The 21,695-nt window shown below is 45.8% G+C and carries 26 protein-coding genes and 1 pseudogene; 5 read left to right on the top strand and 22 right to left on the bottom strand.

Going from position 1 to position 21,695, the window contains the following annotated elements; translation table 11 throughout:
* Nucleotides 1-187 (top strand): transposase (locus BACFIN_RS09665; protein ID WP_007753466.1); only part of this gene is annotated, 187 nt, incomplete at its 5' end.
* 12 nt (nt 188-199) lie between these two features.
* On the opposite strand, the gene BACFIN_RS0219880 is transcribed toward BACFIN_RS09665, so the two are convergent.
* From BACFIN_RS0219880 to BACFIN_RS09620, 12 genes and pseudogenes are all read right to left on the bottom strand, one after another.
* Nucleotides 200-754 carry a hypothetical protein gene (locus BACFIN_RS0219880; RefSeq protein WP_232281654.1) on the bottom strand — a complete coding sequence of 185 codons (555 nt, stop codon included), beginning with the start codon at nt 752-754 and terminating at the stop codon, nt 200-202.
* Nucleotides 755-765: 11 nt separating this feature from the next.
* On the bottom strand, nt 766-2,154 hold the full coding sequence (locus BACFIN_RS09660) for an ATP-binding protein (RefSeq protein ID WP_007753474.1): 1,389 nt from the start codon (nt 2,152-2,154) through the stop codon (nt 766-768).
* Between the two features lie 145 nt (nt 2,155-2,299).
* A pseudogene (locus BACFIN_RS23975) lies at nt 2,300-2,374 on the bottom strand (DUF7688 family protein); the annotation flags it as partial.
* 118 nt (nt 2,375-2,492) lie between these two features.
* A complete protein-coding gene (locus BACFIN_RS09655) occupies nt 2,493-2,801 on the bottom strand; it encodes a hypothetical protein (protein WP_008645427.1) in 309 nt (102 codons plus the stop codon).
* A 53-nt stretch (nt 2,802-2,854) separates the two neighbouring features.
* The gene (locus tag BACFIN_RS09650; protein WP_072546547.1) at nt 2,855-3,160 is read right to left on the bottom strand and encodes a DUF6956 domain-containing protein; all 306 of its coding nucleotides are present in this window, start codon (nt 3,158-3,160) and stop codon (nt 2,855-2,857) included.
* Complete coding sequence (locus tag BACFIN_RS09645; protein ID WP_007753482.1) at nt 3,100-3,330, bottom strand: DUF3873 domain-containing protein; 231 nt, start codon at nt 3,328-3,330, stop codon at nt 3,100-3,102. The genes BACFIN_RS09650 and BACFIN_RS09645 overlap by 61 nt, the downstream gene beginning before the upstream one ends.
* 18 nt (nt 3,331-3,348) lie before the next feature.
* Nucleotides 3,349-3,606, bottom strand: coding sequence for a hypothetical protein (locus BACFIN_RS09640; protein WP_007753484.1), 258 nt, complete (start codon nt 3,604-3,606; stop codon nt 3,349-3,351).
* A 24-nt stretch (nt 3,607-3,630) separates the two neighbouring features.
* Nucleotides 3,631-4,914, bottom strand: coding sequence for a PcfJ domain-containing protein (locus tag BACFIN_RS09635; protein ID WP_007753487.1), 1,284 nt, complete (start codon nt 4,912-4,914; stop codon nt 3,631-3,633).
* The gene (locus BACFIN_RS09630) at nt 4,911-5,339 is read right to left on the bottom strand and encodes a PcfK-like family protein (RefSeq protein WP_008645426.1); all 429 of its coding nucleotides are present in this window, start codon (nt 5,337-5,339) and stop codon (nt 4,911-4,913) included. Before BACFIN_RS09630 ends, BACFIN_RS09635 begins: the two co-directional genes overlap by 4 nt.
* Before the next feature lie 4 nt (nt 5,340-5,343).
* Nucleotides 5,344-5,601 carry a DUF6926 domain-containing protein gene (locus BACFIN_RS09625; protein ID WP_007753492.1) on the bottom strand — a complete coding sequence of 86 codons (258 nt, stop codon included), beginning with the start codon at nt 5,599-5,601 and terminating at the stop codon, nt 5,344-5,346.
* A gap of 11 nt (nt 5,602-5,612) precedes the next feature.
* Nucleotides 5,613-5,828: a hypothetical protein gene (locus BACFIN_RS21765; protein ID WP_007753494.1), complete on the bottom strand. Its 216-nt coding sequence runs from the start codon at nt 5,826-5,828 to the stop codon at nt 5,613-5,615.
* Between the two features lie 7 nt (nt 5,829-5,835).
* Complete coding sequence (locus BACFIN_RS09620; RefSeq protein ID WP_005867698.1) at nt 5,836-6,171, bottom strand: hypothetical protein; 336 nt, start codon at nt 6,169-6,171, stop codon at nt 5,836-5,838.
* A gap of 452 nt (nt 6,172-6,623) precedes the next feature.
* On the opposite strand from BACFIN_RS09620, the gene BACFIN_RS22665 reads away from it, so the two are divergent.
* The 3 genes from BACFIN_RS22665 (at nt 6,624) to BACFIN_RS09610 (ending at nt 11,393) form a co-directional block, all read left to right on the top strand.
* On the top strand, nt 6,624-6,785 hold the full coding sequence (locus tag BACFIN_RS22665) for a hypothetical protein (RefSeq protein WP_157037695.1): 162 nt from the start codon (nt 6,624-6,626) through the stop codon (nt 6,783-6,785).
* 493 nt (nt 6,786-7,278) lie between these two features.
* Complete coding sequence (locus tag BACFIN_RS09615; RefSeq protein WP_007753500.1) at nt 7,279-8,529, top strand: exonuclease SbcCD subunit D; 1,251 nt, start codon at nt 7,279-7,281, stop codon at nt 8,527-8,529.
* Nucleotides 8,526-11,393 (top strand): AAA family ATPase, encoded by a 2,868-nt coding sequence (locus BACFIN_RS09610; protein ID WP_007753501.1) that lies wholly within the window; start codon nt 8,526-8,528, stop codon nt 11,391-11,393. The genes BACFIN_RS09615 and BACFIN_RS09610 overlap by 4 nt, the downstream gene beginning before the upstream one ends.
* A 19-nt stretch (nt 11,394-11,412) precedes the next feature.
* Here the strand turns inward: BACFIN_RS09610 and BACFIN_RS09605 are convergent, their stop codons facing one another.
* Genes BACFIN_RS09605 through BACFIN_RS09585 form a run of 5 tightly spaced genes read right to left on the bottom strand, consistent with a single transcriptional unit; the run spans nt 11,413 to nt 15,538 of the window.
* A complete protein-coding gene (locus tag BACFIN_RS09605) occupies nt 11,413-11,988 on the bottom strand; it encodes a hypothetical protein (protein WP_007753503.1) in 576 nt (191 codons plus the stop codon).
* 6 nt (nt 11,989-11,994) lie between these two features.
* Nucleotides 11,995-12,507 (bottom strand): RNA polymerase sigma factor, encoded by a 513-nt coding sequence (locus BACFIN_RS09600; protein WP_007753506.1) that lies wholly within the window; start codon nt 12,505-12,507, stop codon nt 11,995-11,997.
* 5 nt (nt 12,508-12,512) lie between these two features.
* Nucleotides 12,513-13,424, bottom strand: a complete 912-nt coding sequence (locus tag BACFIN_RS09595; protein ID WP_007753518.1) for a vitamin B12 dependent-methionine synthase activation domain-containing protein — start codon at nt 13,422-13,424, stop codon at nt 12,513-12,515.
* A gap of 36 nt (nt 13,425-13,460) precedes the next feature.
* Nucleotides 13,461-14,798 (bottom strand): dihydroorotase, encoded by a 1,338-nt coding sequence (locus BACFIN_RS09590; RefSeq protein WP_007753520.1) that lies wholly within the window; start codon nt 14,796-14,798, stop codon nt 13,461-13,463.
* Nucleotides 14,795-15,538, bottom strand: a complete 744-nt coding sequence (locus tag BACFIN_RS09585) for a polyprenol monophosphomannose synthase (RefSeq protein WP_007753522.1) — start codon at nt 15,536-15,538, stop codon at nt 14,795-14,797. The genes BACFIN_RS09590 and BACFIN_RS09585 overlap by 4 nt, the downstream gene beginning before the upstream one ends.
* 335 nt (nt 15,539-15,873) lie before the next feature.
* Here BACFIN_RS09585 and mfd point away from each other — a divergent pair, with 335 nt between their 5' ends.
* Complete coding sequence (gene mfd / locus BACFIN_RS09580; RefSeq protein ID WP_007753525.1) at nt 15,874-19,245, top strand: transcription-repair coupling factor; 3,372 nt, start codon at nt 15,874-15,876, stop codon at nt 19,243-19,245.
* Here mfd and BACFIN_RS23875 read toward each other — a convergent pair.
* Genes BACFIN_RS23875 through BACFIN_RS09570 form a run of 5 tightly spaced genes read right to left on the bottom strand, consistent with a single transcriptional unit; the run spans nt 19,228 to nt 21,632 of the window.
* Nucleotides 19,228-19,506 (bottom strand): DUF3362 domain-containing protein, encoded by a 279-nt coding sequence (locus tag BACFIN_RS23875; protein WP_007753526.1) that lies wholly within the window; start codon nt 19,504-19,506, stop codon nt 19,228-19,230. The genes mfd and BACFIN_RS23875 overlap by 18 nt on opposite strands.
* 9 nt (nt 19,507-19,515) lie before the next feature.
* Nucleotides 19,516-20,145 carry a radical SAM protein gene (locus tag BACFIN_RS23880; protein ID WP_007753527.1) on the bottom strand — a complete coding sequence of 210 codons (630 nt, stop codon included), beginning with the start codon at nt 20,143-20,145 and terminating at the stop codon, nt 19,516-19,518.
* Nucleotides 20,142-21,086 carry a radical SAM domain protein gene (locus BACFIN_RS23885; protein WP_007753528.1) on the bottom strand — a complete coding sequence of 315 codons (945 nt, stop codon included), beginning with the start codon at nt 21,084-21,086 and terminating at the stop codon, nt 20,142-20,144. The genes BACFIN_RS23880 and BACFIN_RS23885 overlap by 4 nt, the downstream gene beginning before the upstream one ends.
* Nucleotides 21,087-21,102: 16 nt before the next feature.
* Nucleotides 21,103-21,315: a sulfurtransferase TusA family protein gene (locus tag BACFIN_RS09575; protein WP_007753529.1), complete on the bottom strand. Its 213-nt coding sequence runs from the start codon at nt 21,313-21,315 to the stop codon at nt 21,103-21,105.
* The gene (locus BACFIN_RS09570) at nt 21,315-21,632 is read right to left on the bottom strand and encodes a hypothetical protein (protein WP_007753530.1); all 318 of its coding nucleotides are present in this window, start codon (nt 21,630-21,632) and stop codon (nt 21,315-21,317) included. The genes BACFIN_RS09575 and BACFIN_RS09570 overlap by 1 nt, the downstream gene beginning before the upstream one ends.
* Between the last annotated feature and the right edge of the window lie 63 nt (nt 21,633-21,695).

Consider the following 21,695-nt stretch of genomic DNA (forward strand, 5'->3'; position numbering starts at 1 on the left):
CACCTTTGGAAGGGTCGCACGTTCTATACAAACACATTATCTGGATATAATCAATTTCTTTGAAAGGAGGGCAACCAATGCCGCAGCAGAGTCATTCAATGCTAAAATCAAAGCATTTAGAGCACAGTTCAGAGGAGTAAGAGATAGAGCTTTTTTCTTATATAGACTTGCTAAATTATATGCTTAAATATAGAATCCCTCAGATTGTTACGTTGACCCCATTTCGCCTACCTTCGGGAACAAAAGGATGAACTGTAACTAAATCTTTATCATCCTTCTGATCTCTCTTAAAATTAACAATTTGTTTTAAGGCATCATTATGAGCAGTCCTTGCAGCAACATATTTTGATTCTCCAAACAGAATAATGTCATTTAGATTTACCGAATAGAAGTCAAAACCCGGATTTTGAGCTACCTGAGTAGCAATGAGCTCTCCTATAGGTATATCAAGGTACCCATAACGATTAACAACTCCTTGCCGTGCAAGTTCTGAAACGACAAGTTCCCCGGAATGAGAATCCACAGCGGTAAGGTTACCATCATTAAGGTGATTTGCTATCGTTCTAACGGTAGGTTCTACTCTTGCATATAAAGACTGTCTAAGATATTCTGGCAAAAATGAATCAATCCAACTCATATTTGCAAGAGAGACAAATATATGGCGGATTGTTAACTGAAGATTATTAGGTCGAATACGTAATAATCTAATGTGAGGTTGATGAAAACTACGATCACAAACAATGGTAAATGGCATATTATCACAATTTAGTCGTTATAAGAATAGAGAATATAGTAACCTCCTGTTTTCTTGGAACCTTTATGCTCTATTATTCCATTATCAATGAGCCGTTTAACTATTCTTCGTATTGTTCTGACACTTTTATTTGTTTGCTGAATCAAAGTGTTCGCTGTTATGCCAGGAGTAGCTTTGATACAATCAAAGACTAATTGCTCAGTGCCATTTAATGTGCCATTTAATGTGCCATTTAATGTGCCATCTGTGAAATTATTGGTCTTAACCCGCTTCATGAAGGTGACTGTAAAGAAGCCTTGGGTGTCAAATTTCGGCTCTGGTAACCCAGCTTCTTTCATCAATCTACGCATACGGGGAATGCCGGATCCTACTTTTTCAACAACCTGCATTCTTGTGAAGAGTCCAAAGATGAGAGGATTACGACTCATGCTCTTATGACCAAATTCTGCCGCTACTATTGGTAATAATCCACCGGGATTTGATATTTCAACTCGATTATCATATACCTCCACCATAATTGTACCACCCTCTTCATATAAGTCGCGGTGACAAATGGCGTTCATAATGGACTCTTTAAAAACATCAAGAGGAATTTCCCATATTTCTTCACGGGGTCCTGTACCTTTGATAATGTATTCAACTTCAAGTTTACTCTCTATCCACGAAAGAGCATTAATATATTGCTGATAAAGAGGACTACCAAAAGTTTTGTCATCTATGATATGCACCTTATCAAGTCCTTTGAAACGAAGACACCTGATAATTGCATGGGGAAATTTGTGCTCTGGCTCGCGTCCAAAGAAGAGAGCCGTGGCATTTTTAGCAATACCTTCCTCTGTCAAGAGTTCAAGACTTTCAAATAGCCTTCTGAGAGGCAATGTATCTGAAAGATTTGCCATTTCCATAAAGGTTTGTAAATTGCGAGGCTCAATATCTTTATCAATATTAAACCATCGACAAGGAATGGCATCATAAAAAATCTTGGCGCACTCAGCAAAGAATGCCCGTATCTCTTCAGCAGAACGAAGTTTCTGACAATTGGCTCCTTCTCTAACGTATATAACACCTCCCGTAATATATGGCTTATCTTTACCACTAGGAACGTCAATGACCCATACCTGTTTACCTTCGACATCAACAGGATAAAACTCACATCTCAATGCAGGAGAAATTTCACCAATCGTATCTTGAATGGCAGAACGTTTATTGTTATCAATCTCTGCGCCAATAATCTGATTATTATTATCAACTCCGATAAGAACATAACCACCAGCTGCATTGGCAAAGCTCGCAACCTCATCGGAGATTTCCTTAACCTTAGAAGGCACACTACGTTTGAAGTCCACATTATAGCCTTCGCCTCCTTTCACAAGTTCTTGTATCTGTAATGCTTTTAACATAGTACAAAGTTACGGAAATTTTTGGGATTAGTTGTTATCATTGAATGATTTATATCAGTTATATGTGACGGTTTCTCCAATAAAGTAATAATTCTTTGAGAATAATGTCGATATCTTACTCTTTCTCAAATAAAAACTCTGTTTTTTTGAAAATCATCTTCATGCTTGTTCCGTCATTGCTGTGCAAGATAATTTTTCCGTTCTGTCTGATTGCTTCCATGATAAAAACTTGTTTTTGTAAATACTATCGTAGATTAGGACAAAGGTTTCTTTGCCTACTTTCTTATCCGCCATCATGCTCATGAAAGAAAGTAGGCGGCTTTCGCCGCCCACCTCCCTTAAAAACGGGTGTAAAGCCCCGTCACCATCGTGAACATTTCCTCCAGCATATCGCAATATATCCCCTCGTGCGTTTCTATGTCTTTCGTCTTGCACTCGAATGTCTTTTTGCTGAACGTCCTGCGGTAGAAGCGCATATTGTAGAGGTCTGCCCCTGCATCATAGATGATGTCAAGGCGGTTGGCACTCGTCTTGTTCCTCGCAAGGCTCATGCGTAAGCCGTTGCCCATGTCTATGAAGTCTTTGCTCCCCGTCATGGCGGCAAAGCGTCTGCCACCTATCTGCTCCAAAATTGTCTTTGCTATCATATTCATTCTTCTTTGGGTGCTATGTTCGGGCGGTGCGGACACCGCCCGAATGTTCAAAATTCTGTTTTCTCGGCTATGGGGGTGTTCCTTTCCAACCATGTTTTCACACACTCCATATTATACTCGCTCGTTATGACTGCCGTATGGCTGTCAATGGCGGTAAACCGACTGCTCTCGTAGTCCTCTACCCATCCTTTAAGGGTTTCAACTCCCCACGCTTCGGCATCGTCAAAGATGCCGTCCAATTCCGTGATGGGCTTGCTGAACTTGACTATCAGCGTTTGGTAGCCTGATTCGTTCATCGCTTGTCCTCCTTTCCTCTTTTTGCCGTCAGCCACTTGTCCCGTGCGGCTCGGCACTCGTCCAACGTGGGTTTCACACAAGAGAATAATTCCCCGTCCGTGTGGCGGTAGTCGTACTGCACAAGTGTCCGCTTGCGCCTGCCGATACCCGTTTGGAATTTCTCGTACTTCTCCGTACCTGCCTCTGTGCAGGTGCTAACTCCGTTGATGGTCATTCGTGTTGCCATAATCGTTGCTTTTGATGGTTAGAAATGTACTGACAGCACTCTGTTCTGCATCACCATTTCGGGGGCGCTTGTGTAGCGTTGGTGCAGGTAGAAATGGTGTGAGCCGAAGCCGTAATGAAAGAACTTGTCAAGTTCGTGCTTCTTGGCGAAATCCTTGACGCCCGCCCTTAACTGCCCCTCACTCTGACAAAGAGTGAGGAGGTTCATAAATTCAAGGAACATCGTGGGGATTTTATCGTCCCACAAGCATACCATGCTTTCAAATCTTACTTCCATATCATTTTGTATTATAGGTTGATATTATGCTGCGTTCATCCGCTGTTGTATCAGTCCGGCATTGTCTTCCACAAGTCGGATGATGCGGTCGTGGTACTCGGTGTTGGAATTGCATGCCCCTCTGCTCTGTACCACTTTCAGCGTTGTCAGTGAAACCTCTATCGTCTCAATCCGCTTTCCGTCAATGGTGGCGGAGAGGATTAGGGAGTCTTTTCTTCTATGGTAGCCACCCACGCAATGGTGCATGGCTTTTCCCTCTGCTTCCATTTCCTCCACGCTCTCAATAACTTTGATAAGGATAAGGTTGTCGGAGAACATCAACCCGAAGAACATTCCTTTGTCTTTCAGATAGTTCTTCTCGTCCTCAATCGCCTTTTGCCGTTGCTGTTCCGTCCGCTCACGCTCCCTTTGCAGGTTGCGCTTTGCCACCAACTTGTCGTGTTCCGCTTTGAGGTCGGCAGGGCAGACGTATTTCGGGCTGTTCGTGTCCTTGCCAAAATGACGCAGGAGATCTATGGTGTCGCACCATACGGAGCCGTCTGAAATGGTGTAACCGTTGCGGATGCAAATCTTGACGGATGCCCAATATTGCTCCATGTCAAAGGAACTGCGAATATAGTAGCTCAACATGGCGTATTGCCCTGCCTTCAAGAGTGTTTCGGCTCGGCTGTCGGAAAGGATAGCCGTGAAAAGGTCATACGGCAGTGTGTTGTGATAGTCCCCGTTGAAACCGTTGCGTTTCAGTTCGGGGATGAAACGCTGTCGGGGATAGGTACACATAGGTGCTATATCGTATGCGTGAAGTCCGTTGTTCTTGCGCACCTCCATGTCGCTGTATTCCGCCCATTGGTCGTAATACAACATTGACATACCACGAAGTCGGGCAACGGTGGTGGTTGTGCCTTTGGGCGAAATCCACCTCTGCACCACTTCATAAATGGAATACTCGGCTGCTTGCCCTGCCTTGTATCGGGACTTGACGAAGAAGAAGCGTATCACTTGATACTGCTTGCTGGTGGTGACAATGGAGAAGTATTCATTCTCGCTGAAAACGCTCTTTCGGGTGCGCAACGCTTCCAACTGCATACCGCAATGGGGGCAGGTGCATCCGCAAAGGGTGTCTGCAAGGTCGTGGTCGCTCTTCCACGAATGTCCGCACTCGGTACAGATGTTCGTGCCGTCCGCTCTCTTGATTGCGTAGTGCTTGAAGCAATGACGGAAAGCGTATGCCTTTTGCGTGGCGGTCAATCTCGGTAGTCGCTTGCTCAGATGTGCGACTTCCTGCTGTATGTGTGTTCTCGGTTTCATAAGCCTAAATCAAATAATGAGGGTTGTTGTACTTCTTGGGTGGTCGCTTTGGTGGCGGTTCTCGGCTTGTTGCGGTTCTGCAACTTGCGGAGTTCCTCGTCTTGGTATTGTCGGATTGCGTTCTGACGTGCTTCCGCCCTTTCCTCTGCGGTAAGTTCCACCACGTGGTTCACGGCTATCTGACACTGGATAGGCTTGCCCACCTCTATCTCGTTCTCGTCATAGTAGTGTATGGCTTGTCCGTATATCTCCCCGTCCGTGAAGCCGTTGCAACCGCTTTTCTGCACATAGTTCAGAATGTAGGTCACGCAATCGTCTATGTTCTTGGCAGGGTTGCGGTAGTTCTTGGCAAAGAGCGCATCTTCCGTCGCACGTTGCTCCAAATACATCTGTATCGTTCTCTTGAAATGGTCTGTCGTTTTCATATCGCTATATTTTTGATGGGTTGTCATTCAAATAAAGTATGTCGCAGTCCTCCACTTCGGCAGGAAGTCCGAAAAGCGGATAGCGTGAAAAGTATGGTTGTGCGTTTCCTTCCTCATCCGTAACGGGTGAAACGATTTGTACCTGCCAATCATTCATCCATCTATCAATCAAGAGGATTTCATTGTCCGTCAATCCTGTTGCGTCCCCATTTATGAGGTAACATAAACTCCATGTAGGCATTTTTTCCGTTGTCTTGTTCATGTCGGTAAGGATTAAAGGGTGAATAACCAAAGGATGAAGCCGAAGAAGGCGATAGTGGAAAGGACAGCCACGATTATGCCTATCGCCACTCGGAACACTCCGTTTATTATCTCTCTTACGATACCCCAAAGGATGCCTAACACCCAAAGGGTGGTGCGCACGATTAGGGTGCATATCGCAAGCCCCATGTATTGCGTCATTTGTCTGAAGTATACCGTTGCTGTCATAGCCGTATCATTTGTTAAGTTCCACGATGCTGTCAATCCTGCCGTAAAGGAAATTGCGGAGTGCGGTCTTGTCGGTAGCCTTGTATTCCGCCCAATGTCCGTATTGCTTCACGATGTAGGTTCGGAGAATGTCGGAGAAGTCAAACCTCCAGCCTTGCAAGGGGACTGCGCTCTTGAAATAGGTGTTGCTGTTCACTTTTTCGGTGAGCCAATCCTTTTCTTCTCGGTTCATCTGCCCTCCGTTGTTCAGTTTCTCACGTAGGATGTAAACCTTGCTGCCTTTCAGTGCGTCCAATGTCGGCACTTCCCAAGCCACGAATTTTGTTGCTATTGCTGTTCTCATATCCGTTTTGTTTTTGATTTTTTATTTTAATGCGGATTCAAGAGCTGAGGGAGTTGAGTTTCAAACTATCTTATCTGCCTCTCGTTTATCCGACATTTTTTTAATGCGTCTTTCTGTCGCATCGGTCGTTTTCGTTTCGGGTGCCTAAAAAGGTAGGGATTAGGGAATGCAAGGTTTTTCGGGAAAATACTACCCGAAGGGCTGGAGATTTTCCCAGAAAACAGGAGGCTTGACCTTGCTTTCCCGTACAATCCCGGAGTTACCTTTGCACCCAGCACGAAAATGACTGCTTGATGCGGCTCACTGAAAGGCGCGAAAATGGAGGTAAACGGAAGTAGAGGCAGATTTGGCAGGAAAACTTCAAAAGGGAAATCCGTGAAAAATGGAATCTCCATCAAAAGAAAAGAACATATCCGGTAGTGTGAAACCGGGCAAACCACCTGCAAGGAAGTATGGTTTTATCTGTCCGGCCGGACGTGTCGGGGCGGGTAGATAAAATCATTCTTCCCGGTTTGCCTGCTGTGGGTGACGGCTTGCTCCATTTATGGACAAGCGGTCATACACGGCTTTCCGCTTCCGGCTCAAAGGAACAGCGAAAAAGAAAAATCATCTGAAAAGCCGTAAAAGCACCTCTTTGGCATAAGCATAAAAGAAATGGGCCTTGCCTCATCAGTCTAAACTGTTGTTTAGGCGTGAGGCAAAGCCCTTTTCTCCGCTTATGCGATAGTCGGCACACGTTCGTTCAAAATCCTTTTGTACGATGGTGTGCCCGAATAAAGCCGCTTTTACGGAAAAACTTGTATGAGATAGAAAAAAAATCAGGGAGATTCATATCAAAATCTCCCGTTTTATTGTTACTTTTGCATACGAAGAGTTCTTTGAAGGTTACGCAACGCGCAGAAGAATAATGCAGCAGATAACTAACTAAATCGTAACCTATTACTATCATGAGCGATTAACATACGCTCATTTCCAATAAAATACACTCTTTTCGTAACTTCACATTGCAAATATACATGATTATTGTAAAAAAGAGATGCGGATACCATATAATCTTTTCGATTGTGTTATTTTTGTCTCTCGTTATTAGAGATAGCTGTTAAAAATATGATACGTATATTACATACTGCCGATTGGCACTTGGGGCAAACGTTCTTCGGTTATGACCGTACAGAGGAGCATGAGGCGTTTTTAGATTGGCTGGCGGGAGAAATCCTCCGGCAGGAGATTGATGCATTGATTATAGCCGGAGACGTGTTTGATGTTTCCAATCCTTCGGCTGCTTCCCAAAGTATATATTATCGGTTTATATACCGGGTTACGGCGGAGAATCCCAATCTGCAAATTGTGATTGTTGCCGGAAATCATGATTCGGCGGCACGTCTGGAAGCTCCTTTACCTTTGTTGCAGGCTATGAGAACAGAGGTCAGGGGAGTGGTACGTAAGTTGGAAGGCGGAGCGGTTGATTACGACCATCTATGCGTGGAACTGAAGAACCGGCAGGGAGAAGTTGAATTACTTTGTATGGCGGTTCCTTTTTTGCGTCAAGGAGACTATCCGGTAGTGCAGACAGAGGGGAATCCATATTCGGAAGGGGTTCGTGAACTTTATACGCAGCTTCTGCGAAAGTTGTGGAAACGCCGTAAGCCGAATCAGGCCATTCTTGCCATAGGTCATCTGCAAGCTACCGGTTCGGAGATTGCAGAAAAGGATTATAGTGAACGCACAGTGATAGGCGGACTGGAGTGCGTGTCACCGGAGGCTTTTCCCGAACAGATCGCTTATACGGCTCTAGGACATATTCATAAAGCGCAACGGGTATCCGGCCGGGAGAATGTACGCTATGCGGGAAGTCCGATTCCGATGTCTTTTGCCGAAAGGCATTATCATCACGGAGTGGTAATGGTGGCTTTTGACGGAGGGTGTGCGGTAGACATCCGACGGATAGAATGTCCGAAATCAATACCTTTGATAAGTGTGCCGAGCGGTGAGCCGGAATTGCCTGAAAAGATATTGGAGATGTTGGGCGAATTGCCGGAGACGGAAGGAACCGCTCCCTATCTGGAAGTGAAGGTTTTGCTGGAAGAGCCCGAACCCATGCTCCGGCAGGAGATAGAGGATGTTCTGGCGGATAAGAATTATCGCCTGGCACGCATTGTCTCTTCTTACCGTACCGGTGCGGAAAATGTGGAGAAAGAGGAGACAGACTGGAAAAAAGGATTACAGGAGATGTCACCGTTGCAGATTGCACAGTCTGCATTTGAGAAGATTTATCAGTCAGAAATGCCGGAGGATTTGGTTGATTTGTTTCAAGAAGCCTATTTGGTTGCCACCCGTAAAGAAGAGGAGGAAAGATGAAAATATTAGCTATACGATTGAAGAATCTTACTTCCATTGAAGGGACGGTGGAAGTGGATTTCACCGCTGAGCCATTGTGCTCGGCTGGTATATTCGCTATTTCTGGTCCTACGGGAGCGGGAAAGTCAACCTTGTTGGACGCGTTATGTCTGGCGTTGTATGATAAAGCGCCCCGTTTCGCCGCTTCGGTGGAAAGTGTGAATCTGGCGGATGTAGGGGATAACCGGATTAATCAGTCCGATGTGCGTAACCTGTTGCGTCGTGGCACAAGTGACGGTTATGCAGAAGTTGATTTTCTGGGAGTAGACGGACACCGTTACCGCTCTTGTTGGTCGGTGAGACGTACACGGAATAAAGTGAGCGGCTCTTTGCAGCCGCAAATGATGGAGGTGAAGGAGCTGGATACGGGGAAAGAATTTCAAGGGACGAAAAAGGAGTTGCTGGCGCAATTGGTTGAGTTGATCGGGTTGACGTATGAGCAGTTTACCCGTACCGTATTGTTAGCTCAGAATGACTTTGCCACTTTCTTGAAATCTAAAGGAGCGGCTAAGGCGGAGTTACTTGAAAAACTGACGGGGACCGGAGTGTATTCTTTCATTTCGCAGGAAGTGTTTGCCCGGAATAAGGCAGCGCAGGAAGAGGTAGCTTTGATTCATAATAAGATGAGTGTGATTGAATTGATTCCGGAAGAGGAACAGCTTGCCTTGCAGAAAGAAAAAGAGTTGTTGGCTGAAAAGCGTTCGGAAGGAATCAAATTGCTGGCGGAACAGAATGCGCAGTTGAATGTTGTACGTTCATTGAAGACGCAAGAGGAGCTCCGGACAAAGAAGCAGAAAGAGGAACAAGGAGAACAGGCCAGACTAAAGACCGCTTTGGACATATTGGCCTCGCAGGAGGAAGGTTTGGTTCGTTTCAAAGCCCAATGGGAAGCTATACAGCCAGACTTGAAGCGAGCCCGTCAACTGGATGTGCAGATACAGTCCCAACAAGAGGGCTATATACAGTCTCAACAACTATTGCAGGCAGCCCGCAAGCAGGTGCAGGAGCAGGACAAGAGAAAACGGATGGTTGAGGAACAGTTGCATTTGTCTTATCAGACCTTACGTCGTCTATTGAATGTTGCAGGGACGGAAGACAGTCTGCGTCTTGAACAGGTGGAAGAAACGTTACGGCAGGAAGAGGGAAATTTGTCTGCCGGAATAGAAACGAACGAAAAACGCCTGGAGCGGTTGAATGCTTTCGGATATCCGTCGTTAGCTGAAGAACAGGTCAAGTTGCAGAAAGAATTGGCACGTCAGCAGAATATCCGGCAATTGACGGAAGCGTTGAAGAAGGCGATGTCGGAAATAGAGCATTTGGAAAAAGAGGCGGCAGATTGTTCGAAGGAGCTTTCGGAACGGGAAGTTGCCTTGAAAACAGTACAACGTCTTTATGAAAACGCCCGCATGGCGGTAGGGAAGGATGTGAAAGCTTTGAGGCGGCAGTTGGAGGAAGGAGAAGCCTGTCCGGTTTGTGGTAGTACTTCGCATCCGTATCATCGGGAACAGGAAGTGGTGGATACTCTTTTCCGGAATATGGAGCAGGAGTATAATGCGGCAACAGCGGTTTATCAGCAGGTGAACAACCGGAGCATTGCCTTGCAACGTGATTTGGCACATCAGAAGATGATTGCGGGGCAGGTACGTGAACAATTGTCGGCTTTCCAAAAAGAAAGCACCGACACCGGAAATGAGGAACAGATACAACAACGCTTGGGAGAACTGGCGAAGCTTATTTTAGAATACCGTAATCTGTATGCGGAATGGCAGCGGGGTGATGAAGAGATAAAGAAGCTGCGTTCGCATTATGAAGCCTTGCGTGAGAATGTTTCCCGATGCCGTTTAGCCATGCAAAAGGTATCGGCTGCCAATGAACAGTCGGTGCTATTACAGAATGCCGCGATTGCCGAACAAAAGCGTTTTGAGGTGATAGAGAAAGCATTGGATACACTTCGTCGGGAACGTTCGGGCTTATTGAAAGGAAAGAGTGCCGATGAGGCGGAAGCCGCCGTAGCAAGGCGGGAAGGAGAATTGAATCTGGCGTTGGAGAAAGCCCGTAAGGAGGTAGAGACGGCTCAAAACGGACTTTCCGGCTTGCAAGGAGAGCTGAAACAGATTGCTTCGTCTATTGAAGAGTTGCAAGTGCGGCAGAAGCAAATTGAATTCCCCGAACAGCTTCCGGAAGCAATAAAGAAACAACAGGAGGAGAATCTGAATACGGAACGCAGCCTTTCCATTATTGAAGCCCGTTTGTTGCAGCAGGCTAAGAATAAAGCGGCGGTGGAGCAGATAGCAAAAGAACTTTCAGAGAAACAATCGGTTGCCGACCGTTGGGCAAAGTTGAATAAGCTGATTGGCAGTGCAGATGGAGCAAAATTCAAAGTCATAGCGCAAAGTTATACCTTGAATCTGTTATTGCTTCATGCCAACAAACATTTGTCTTATCTTTCCAAACGCTATAAATTGCAACAGGTTCCCGGTACATTGGCCTTGCAGGTTGTCGACTGTGATATGTGTGATGAGATACGAACGGTTTATTCCCTTTCCGGAGGCGAATCATTCTTAATCTCGCTGGCATTGGCATTGGGATTGTCATCTTTATCCAGCAATAATTTGAAGGTGGAGTCGCTTTTCATAGACGAAGGGTTCGGATCTTTGGATGCGGAAAGCCTGCGTACGGCTATGGAAGCATTGGAGCAACTGCAAATGCAGGGAAGAAAAATAGGCGTGATCTCTCATGTGCAGGAAATGAGCGAACGGATTTCCGTTCAAGTGCAGGTACACAAGAAAGTGAATGGAAAGAGTGTGCTTAGTGTTGTAGGATAAGCACACTCTTTCCTCTTTATTATCTGAATTCGTTTAATTCGTTCAGATTCTTTTTGATTTCGTGGATACGGTTTAGGAACTTCTTGCGGTAAATCCATAAGATCAGTCCTAGACCGCCTCCCCATAACAGGACAAAAAAGGAAATCATGCCTATACCGTATTGCCATACTTGCCAGTAAATGAATGAAAGAACAGCCAATACCAGAAGGAAAAAGATGGCAAACAGACGCTCTCTGATGGTCCATCGGTGGATGCGGTTGACACGGCTGATTACTTCTATCAAAGGCATTTCGTCTATTCGGGTCCGTTGGAGGTAGCGGGTAGTGACGATATCCCAGCAAAGTGCGGGAATCCAGGCTAGAAGGATAATGATATAGATAGGGTTCAGCCTGTTGTGCAACAGGACTTCCGCCAGGAACAGGATCAGTATCGGCAGGGAAATCAGAATCAGCTTTATGTTCAGATTGGCAATGGCATGAATGCCCTTGCCGGTATGTCCCAGCAATTTCGAAAGTTCCTCTTCTTTAATGAGCTCTTTGTCTTTCAGGTGCTCATCGAGTGCATTCCAGGATTTCTTCAATTCTTCCAGTTCCATATATCTTTAGTCTTCCTTTTTCATTTTTTTTAGTTTGTCTTTGATGCGGCTTAACTTGGTAGCCACATTCGTTACCGTCAGTCCGGTAATCTCCGCAATCTCCTCGTAACTCTTCTCTTCGAGATAGAGCAGGATGATGGATTTGTCGAGTTGCCCCAATTGATTGATCATCCGGTAAAGCTGTTTCAGCATTTCATTGACCGGATCATGCGCTTCGATACTCCAGTCAATCTCTTTGGTGAGGCTGACAATTTCCGGTATATTCTTTTCCTTGCGATAAAAACTGATGCAGGTGTTGAGGGCAATACGATAAATCCATGTCGATATTTTACACTCTTTCCTGTATTTTGGATAGGCTTTCCAAAGGTTCAGCACAACATCCTGGTAAAGGTCGTTGAGAGGGGCATTGGGATTGGCGTACAGATAACACACCTTATAGATCACCCGTTCATATTCACGGATGACTGACAAGAATTCTTGTTCAACAGGTCTGTCTGTTTCTGCCGACTGTTCCCTCATGAGCGTTATTGTAAATTGGCAGCCAGGAATTTGCGTATCTCTGCCACACTCTTATTCCGGCGGCGGGCATAATCTTCGAGTTGGTCTTCTCCAATCTTCCCTACTGAAAAATATTCGGAAGCCGGATGTGAGAACATAAGTCCGCAGACGGACGCGTGAGGATACATTGCTCCGTTTTCGGTCAGTGAGATACCTATCCGTTTCATATCCAATAGTTCGTCCAATAGGAAATTGACGGATTGGTCGGGCAAAGACGGATAACCGACCGCCGGACGAATACCTTGATATTTTTCAACTAGCAAATCCTCAATGCTTAAATTCTCATCTTTCGCATATCCCCATACTTCTTTTCGTACATACTCATGCATCTTTTCCGTAGCAGCTTCAGCCAGACGGTCGGAAAGAGTTTGGACAAGCAAATGTTTGTAGGGATCTTGCTCGTAAAGCCCTTCCATATCCGCATCGATGGAAGCGGCGAAAGCGCCGATCGTATCGGCTATGCCGGAAGATGACGGGCGCACAAAGTCACTTAAACAAAGGAATGGACTGCCGTCTCTTTTAGGTGTTTGCTGGCGGAGTAAAGGAAACGTGATGTATTGGTTTTGTTCCTTTTCAATCACCAGATTGTCTCCGTCGGAGTTTGCTTTACAGAGCTTGAAGATTGTCTTTACTTCGTAATCCTTGTCGAGCAGATCCAGCATACGGTTGGCCTCTTTGAAAAGCTGCATGGCTTCGGAGGCTTTATTCCGTTCTTCTTCCGGAAAAGTGGTCAGCCATACGGCACGGCAGGCATCGCATCCGTGAATGTTGGTGATAGCCGCGAAACGCGGTTGGAACCCCCATGCGTGGAAAAAGTAAATCCAGTTGATGTAGGGGGCGACCGTATGTATTTTATAAGATAAGACTGTAGGTTGCATAATGTGGCTTGTTTTTCTGTTTGAGAAATTCACTTACTATCTGAACCTTAACTCTTGTCCACGATAGTTCTCGTCTATCTCTCCGTTATTACATAGCAGATGCCCGTTTGCAAAAGTCTTTTCTACTCTCCAATTGAATGTATGTCCCTCCAACGGGCTCCATTTGCATTTACTTAAAATGCAGTCTGCCGTTACCGTCCAATTGCTGTCCGGACGTACTAACACAAGGTCTGCCTGATAACCTTTCCGGATGAATCCCCGATTCTGTATTTCGTACATTTGGGCAGGAGCATGAGCCATCTTTTCTACCACTTTCTCTATTGTAAATACTCCTTTGTCCACTAGTTCCAGCATACTGACCAGTGAAAACTGAATCATTGGCATTCCCGACATTGCTTTCAATGCTCCTCCTTCTTTCTCGCTTAGTAGGTGCGGAGCGTGGTCTGTTGCGATGGCGTCTATCAAACCGCTATTGACAGCCTCCTGCAGGGCCTTCCGGTCTTTTGCTGTTTTGATGGCGGGGTTGCATTTGATGCGTGCGCCCAGTGTCCGGTAATCTTCCTCTGTGAAAAGCAGATGAGAAACACAGGCTTCTGCCGTGATTCGTTTTTGTGACAGAGGAGCGTTTGAGAACAGACTGAGTTCTTTGGCAGTAGAGATGTGCATGATATGCAGGCGGGCATTTGTTTCACGTGCCAGTTGTATCGCCAGCTCCGAAGAACGGTAACAGGCTTCCTCCGAACGTAGGAGCGGATGAAGGGACAGCGGGGCATCTTCTCCGTACTCTTTCTTAAATTTATCCGTATTTTCTTTGATGATTCCCTGATCTTCACAATGGGCGGCGATAAGCAAATCGGTACCGCCAAAGATATTGCGCAGACTGGCCATCCGGTCTACCAGCATATTACCGGTACTTGAACCCATGAACAGTTTAACGCCACAGACACGGTGTTTGTCCAACTTTGCAAACTGAGTGTAATTGTTGTTGGTTGCTCCGAAATAACAGGAATAGTTGACGGCGGATTTCTCGCTTAATAAAGCGAATTTCTCATCAAGAGCTTCCAAAGTGGTAGTCTGTGGATTGGTATTCGGCATATCCATGATTGAGGTGACGCCACCCGCCGCAGCAGCACGGCTTTCGGTGATAATATCCGCCTTATGGGTAAGACCGGGATCGCGGAAGTGTACGTGCTCGTCAATGGCACCCGGCAAAAGATAACATCCGGTTGCATCTATTATTTCATCACAGGGGGCAGACGCTTTTTCTTCACCAACCAATATCTCGGCGATTTTCTCGTCTTCAATCACAACCGAACCCGGAACAGTTCTTCCTTCGTTGACAATAATGGCATTTTGAATCAGTGTACGTTTCATTTCTTTTGCGGGAATTTATGGAACCAACTATTTACTTTTAATTTAATCACACCGAATATGGCTTCTCCAAAGATACTGCTATTCATCTTGGAAGTACCCAATTCGCGATTGATGAATATTACCGGAACTTCAATGATTTTGAAGCCGCACTTATAAGCCGTGAATTTCATCTCAATCTGAAAGGCGTATCCTTTGAAGCGGATGTGGTCTAAATCTATCGTTTCCAATACCTGGCGACGGTAGCAGACGAATCCGGCGGTAGTGTCGTGCACGGGGATTCCCGTGATAAACCGCACATACTTGGAAGCGAAATAGGACATGAGCACACGTCCCATCGGCCAGTTTACTACGTTTACCCCACTGACGTACCGGGAACCGATGGATACGTCGCCTCCCTGTTCCGCACAGGCCTGGTACAGACGGGGCAAATCGTTCGGATTATGGCTGAAATCGGCGTCCATCTCAAAGATATATTCGTATGTATGTTCCAATGCCCATTTGAATCCGGTGATGTAGGCGGTTCCTAATCCTAACTTCCCTTTACGCTCGATCATAAACAAGCGTTCGGGAAACTCTTGTTGCAGGGTTTTTACAATAGTTGCCGTTCCGTCGGGCGAACCGTCTTCTATTACCAGAATATGGAATACTTTGGGAAGTCCGAAAACGGCACGGATAATATTTTCGATATTCTCTCGTTCGTTATAAGTAGGAATAATTACAATGCTGTCTGATGTCTGCATATAGATACTATAATATTTAAGAGCAAAAGTAGTTCTTTTCCTTTAGTTATAGATGAACTAAGGAATATTTAACGTGTTCTGCGGCTCATTATGGATAACTCCGTACCTCACCGGAATTAAGCCCACACCTTACGGGAGGTAAGCCCACGTCTGACTGATACTAAGCCCACGCCTGAGCGATACTGAGCCCACGCTTCACCGAGACTCAGCCCACGTCTCAATGGCGCTGAGCCCATAGCTCGGTAATTCTTACTGTGTATTTCTTGATAATACTTCCATTTTTAAAGTATGTACTCCCAATCTTTTTTGTACTTTTGCGGTGAAATTTTATAGGTATGACAATAACTGAGTTGCAACAACAATATGCTGCCCACCCCAATACGGCAGTAATGAAGCGCTTGTTGAAGGACACTTCTGTTCAAACTGTTTTTTGTGGAGGACTGTATGCGTCTGCTGCTTCCCTTTTTTCTTCTGTATTGGTGCAAGAGGGTGGTTGCCCGTTTGTGTTTATCTTGGGTGATCTTGAAGAAGCCGGGTATTTTTATCACGACCTGACACAGATATTAGGCTCGGAAACGGTGCTTTTTTTCCCATCTTCTTTCCGGCGTTCCATCAAGTACGGACAGAAAGACGCAGCCAATGAGATTTTGCGTACGGAGGTGCTGAGCCGTCTGCAGAAAGGAGAGAAAGGATTGTGTATCGTCACTTATCCCGATGCGTTGGCTGAGAAAGTGGTATCCCGTAAGGAACTGAGCAATAAGACCTTGAAACTGAGTGTGGGTGAAAAGGTGGATACTACTTTTATAACGGATGTGTTGCATAGTTATGGTTTTGAATATGTGGATTATGTATATGAGCCGGGACAATATGCCGTTCGTGGCAGCATAATCGATGTTTTCTCTTTTGCTTCGGAATATCCTTATCGTATTGACTTTTTCGGTGATGAAGTAGAGAGTGTCCGTACCTTTGAGGTGGAGTCTCAGTTGTCCCGTGAGAAGAAAAAGGAAGTGTCTATCGTTCCGGATTTGGCAGTGACGGGAGAGGTAACCACTTCTTTTCTGGATTTTATTCCGAAAGAAACCGTGCTCGCCATGCGTGACTTTCTTTGGTTGCGCGAGCGAATCCAAGTGGTGCATGATGAGGCGTTGACTCCGCAGGCAATAGCCGTTCAGGAGGCCGAAGAGAATGGGGGAATTACGTTGGAGGGAAAATTGATCGATGGCAGTGAGTTTACTGTACGCGCTCTTGATTTCCGTCGGTTGGAATTTGGTAACAAGCCAACCGGAACGCCGGAAGCCAATGTCTCTTTCAGTACATCCGCCCAGCCTATCTTTCATAAGAATTTCGATTTGGTGGCTTCCTCTTTCAAAGAGTATCTGGAGAAAGGTTATCTGCTTTATATATGTAGCGACAGCACGAAGCAAACGGATCGTATCAAGGCTATTTTTGAGGATCGTGGTGATAAGATACAATTTACTCCTGTTGAGCGTACCATTCACGAAGGGTTCGTTGATAATACGTTGAGGCTGTGTGTGTTTACAGATCATCAGTTATTCGACCGTTTCCATAAGTATAATCTGAAGAGTGATAAAGCCCGTTCGGGAAAGGTGGCCCTTTCCTTGAAAGAATTGAACCAGTTTACTCCGGGCGATTATGTGGTGCATACGGATCATGGTATCGGACGTTTCTCCGGTCTGGTGCGCATTCCGAATGGAGATACTACGCAAGAAGTCCTGAAACTGGTTTTTCAGAATGATGATGTGGTATTTGTTTCTATTCATTCTTTGCACAAAGTTTCCAAATACAAAGGAAAAGAGGGAGAGGCTCCCCGACTTAATAAATTGGGCACGGGTGCGTGGGAGAAACTGAAAGAGCGTACAAAGAGTAAGATAAAAGATATTGCCCGTGATCTGATTAAGCTGTATTCGCAGCGCCGCCAGGAAAAGGGCTTCTCTTATAGTCCGGATAGTTTCTTGCAGCGTGAGCTGGAAGCTTCCTTTATTTATGAAGATACACCAGACCAGAGCAAAGCGACAATTGATGTCAAGGCGGATATGGAGAGTGATCGTCCGATGGATCGTCTGGTCTGTGGGGATGTGGGATTTGGAAAGACAGAGGTTGCCATCCGTGCGGCTTTCAAGGCGGTTGCCGATAATAAACAGGTGGCTGTGCTTGTGCCGACTACGGTGCTTGCTTACCAGCATTTCCAGACATTCCGCGACCGCTTGAAAGGATTGCCTTGCAGGGTGGAATATTTGAGCCGTGCACGTACGGCCGCACAATCCAAGGCAGTATTGAAAGGATTGAAGGAGGGGGATGTCAATATACTGATAGGTACTCACCGCATCTTGGGAAAAGACGTCCAATTTAAAGACTTGGGATTGCTGATTGTTGATGAAGAACAGAAATTCGGAGTCTCTGTAAAGGAAAAGTTGCGGCAACTGAAAGTGAACGTGGACACATTGACAATGACCGCTACTCCGATTCCCCGTACGCTTCAGTTCTCGCTGATGGGTGCGCGCGATCTGAGTGTTATCTCTACGCCTCCGCCTAACCGTTATCCGATTCAGACAGAGGTGCATACCTTTAATGAGGAGGTGATTACGGATGCGATTAATTTTGAAATGAGCCGTAACGGTCAGGTGTTCTTTGTCAATAATCGGATAGCTAATTTGCCGGAACTGAAAGCGATGATTGAGCGTCACATTCCGGATTGCCGTGTAGCTATCGGTCACGGACAGATGGAGCCGGCGCAATTGGAAAAGATTATTTTGGATTTTGTCAATTATGATTATGATGTCCTTTTGGCGACTACCATTATTGAGAGCGGTATTGATATCCCGAATGCAAATACGATTATAATCAATCAAGCGCAGAATTTCGGCTTGAGCGATCTTCATCAGATGCGTGGGCGGGTAGGACGTAGCAATAAGAAAGCGTTCTGTTATCTGTTGGCTCCTCCGTTAAGCAGTCTTACCGCAGAGGGAAAGCGGCGCCTTCAAGCGATTGAGAACTTTAGCGATTTGGGAAGCGGTATTCACATTGCCATGCAGGATTTGGATATTCGCGGAGCCGGTAATCTGTTGGGGGCGGAACAAAGCGGATTTGTTGCCGACTTGGGATATGAGACGTATCAGAAGATTCTCAGTGAGGCTGTTCATGAACTGAAGAACGATGAATTTGCAGATTTGTATGCGGAAGAAATCAAAGGGGAAGGGCAGATCAGCGGTGAAGGATTTGTGGATGAATGTCAGGTGGAAAGTGATTTGGAGTTGTTATTACCGGCGAATTATGTGACCGGTAGCAGTGAGCGTATGTTGCTTTATCGCGAATTGGACAGTCTGACATTGGACAAAGACGTTGCAGCTTTCCGTTCTCGTCTGGAAGACCGCTTCGGCCCTGTTCCTCCGGAAACGGAAGAATTGCTCCGTATCGTTCCTCTGCGCCGGTTGGCGGCACGTTTGGGAGCGGAGAAGATATTCTTGAAGGGTGGACGCATGACATTGTTCTTTGTGTCCAATCCGGATAGCCCGTTCTATCAGAGCCAGGCTTTCGGAAAGGTGATTGATTATATGATGAAGTATACCCGCCGTTGCGATCTTCGCGAGCAGAACGGGAAACGGAGTATGCTGATTAAAGATGTGTCGAATGTGGAGACAGCGGTTAATGTATTGCAGGAGATTGTTGCGTTACCTCTTTCTGTATAGCTTATCTATCAAATCCCCCCGTCCGATACGTCTCAATTCATTAATGATATTTTTCCGTTCTTCCGGCTTGTACCAGAAGAAGAATTGACGTTGTGCCAGTTTTTCCCGTTGAGTCTTTGCGCTGAATATCGGTTCCAGCGTGTAGGGATGGTATCCTGTGTACCATGCTTCCGTGGCTACTGTCATAGGAGTGGGGGTAAAGTCCTGCACTTGTTCCAAATGAAAATCCAGCCGTTTGGTAATAACGGCAAGTTCCGCCATATCTTCTTCTTAGCATCCGGGATGCGAGGAAATAAAATACGGAATCAGTTGCTGGCGCAGGTTTTCCTCTTTATTGATTCGGTCGAATATCCTTTTGAATGTTTCAAACTGCTCGAAAGGAGGTTTGCGCATTACGGATAATACCCGTTCACTTGTATGTTCCGGAGCAACTTTCAGTCGGCCACTAACGTGCTTGACAATCAATTCGCGGGTATATTCGGCGGTACTGCGGTTGATGGCCTCATCTTTACTACGATGCAATAATAAGTCATAACGTACCCCGCTGCCTATAAATGATTTCTTAATGCCGGGCAAGGCATCTACCGCGTGATAAATATCCAATAACGGACGATGGTCTGAGTTCAGGTTCGGGCAGACTTTCGGATGGATACAGGACGGACGCTTGCATTTCTTACAGATAGACTCATCTTTCCCTTTCATCTGATACATATTGGCGGAAGGACCACCCAAATCGCTTAAGTATCCTTTAAAGTCCGGTAACTGAGTTACCTCTTTTACTTCCCTCAGTATGGATTCTTTGCTGCGGCTGACGATGAATTTTCCTTGATGTGCGGAAATGGTGCAGAATGCACACCCGCCAAAACATCCCCGATGGATATTGATGGAGAATTTTATCATATCGTATGCCGGAATCCGCTTCCCTTTATATTTGGGATGAGGCATACGGGTATAGGGCAAATCGAAAGAACGGTCAATTTCTTCCTGGGGCTCATCGGGGGATAAGGAGGATTGACGACTACGACTTTGTTTCCGACAGCTTGCGTGATGCGTGAAGCCGCATATTTATTGGACTCTTCTTCGATATGCCGGAAATTGCTTGCCTGTTTCTTTTTGTCTGCAAGGCATTCCTCATGCGAATAGAGTTGTATATCTTCCGTATCGGAAGTCCACTCAGAGGCACGGCAAAGATAGGCTGTTTGAGGAATCGTTCCGATGATTGTTTTTAAATCGTTGACAGTGCATACGGCGTCTTCTGTCGGCAGCAAACCTTTTATTTTACGGGTTAATTCGACAATCGGCTTTTCGCCCATTCCATAAATAAGCAAGTCCGCTCCACTATCGCATAAAATGCTTTTCTGTACCTTATCCTGCCAATAATCATAATGGCTTAACCGCCTCATGCTGGCCTCAATTCCTCCCAAGATGACAGGAACATCCGGATAAAGTCTCTTGAGAATCTGACTGTAAACAGTAGAAGGATAGTCCGGCCGCATATCCGGACGCCCGTCCGGTGTATACGCATCTTCGCTACGCAATCGTTTGTTGGCGGTATATTTGTTTACCATCGAGTCCATGCACCCGCCGGAAATGCCAAAGAACAGGCGCGGACGCCCCAACTTTTTGAAATCGCGCAAGTCATCGCGCCAGTTAGGTTGGGGTACAATGGCTATTTTCAAACCTTCCGCTTCGAGAATGCGGCCGATAACGGCTGCACCAAAAGAAGGGTGATCTACGTACGCGTCCGCACTGAAAAGGATGATGTCCAGTTCATTCCATCCGCGAAGTTCTATTTCTTTTTTGGTAGTAGGTAACCAGTCAGTCAATCGATATTCTTTCATGCTGCAAAGATACGCATTATACGGTGAACTGTACTGTCATTTGTTCTCCGTCATAAATTTCGCGGAAACCGATGCCTTGTTCGGACAGATATTCCTTCAGATCCTGAAACGCATCGGCATGGTTCATGATAATCTCCAGTGTTTCACCGGGAGACGCATTACACATCGCTTTTATTGCAGGAATCAGCGGACTATAGGCTGTGATTCCGCAAGTATTTACTGTAATCATTATGCCTCCTCTTCTTCCGTTTCCGGACTGGAAAGCCACGTCAGATAGAGCTTGATAAGCTGTTGCAAGCCGAATGCCTTCATATTATTGTGGTAAATCACATCAATACAAAGGTCCAGCAAGTCCTTGCTGTCTTCTTCCTGACTGGCGATGAGGGAACGGATGTTTAGTTTCAACTTGTCCAAAACCGCTTCGTCTACAATGCCGGTACTATCAATGAGATGGCGGAACAATGCATATTTCTCGATCGTTCTCAGATTCTCATTAGAGACCTCTATGCTGCGTGTACCGCTGGGATTTGCTTGTATAGTATACATCTTTTCTAGTTTTAAGGGTTATTATAGTAGCAAAGATAGAACTTAAAATGAAAAGCAGATTAA

The organism is Bacteroides finegoldii DSM 17565 (assembly GCF_000156195.1).
Classification (GTDB): Bacteria; Bacteroidota; Bacteroidia; order Bacteroidales; family Bacteroidaceae; genus Bacteroides; species Bacteroides finegoldii.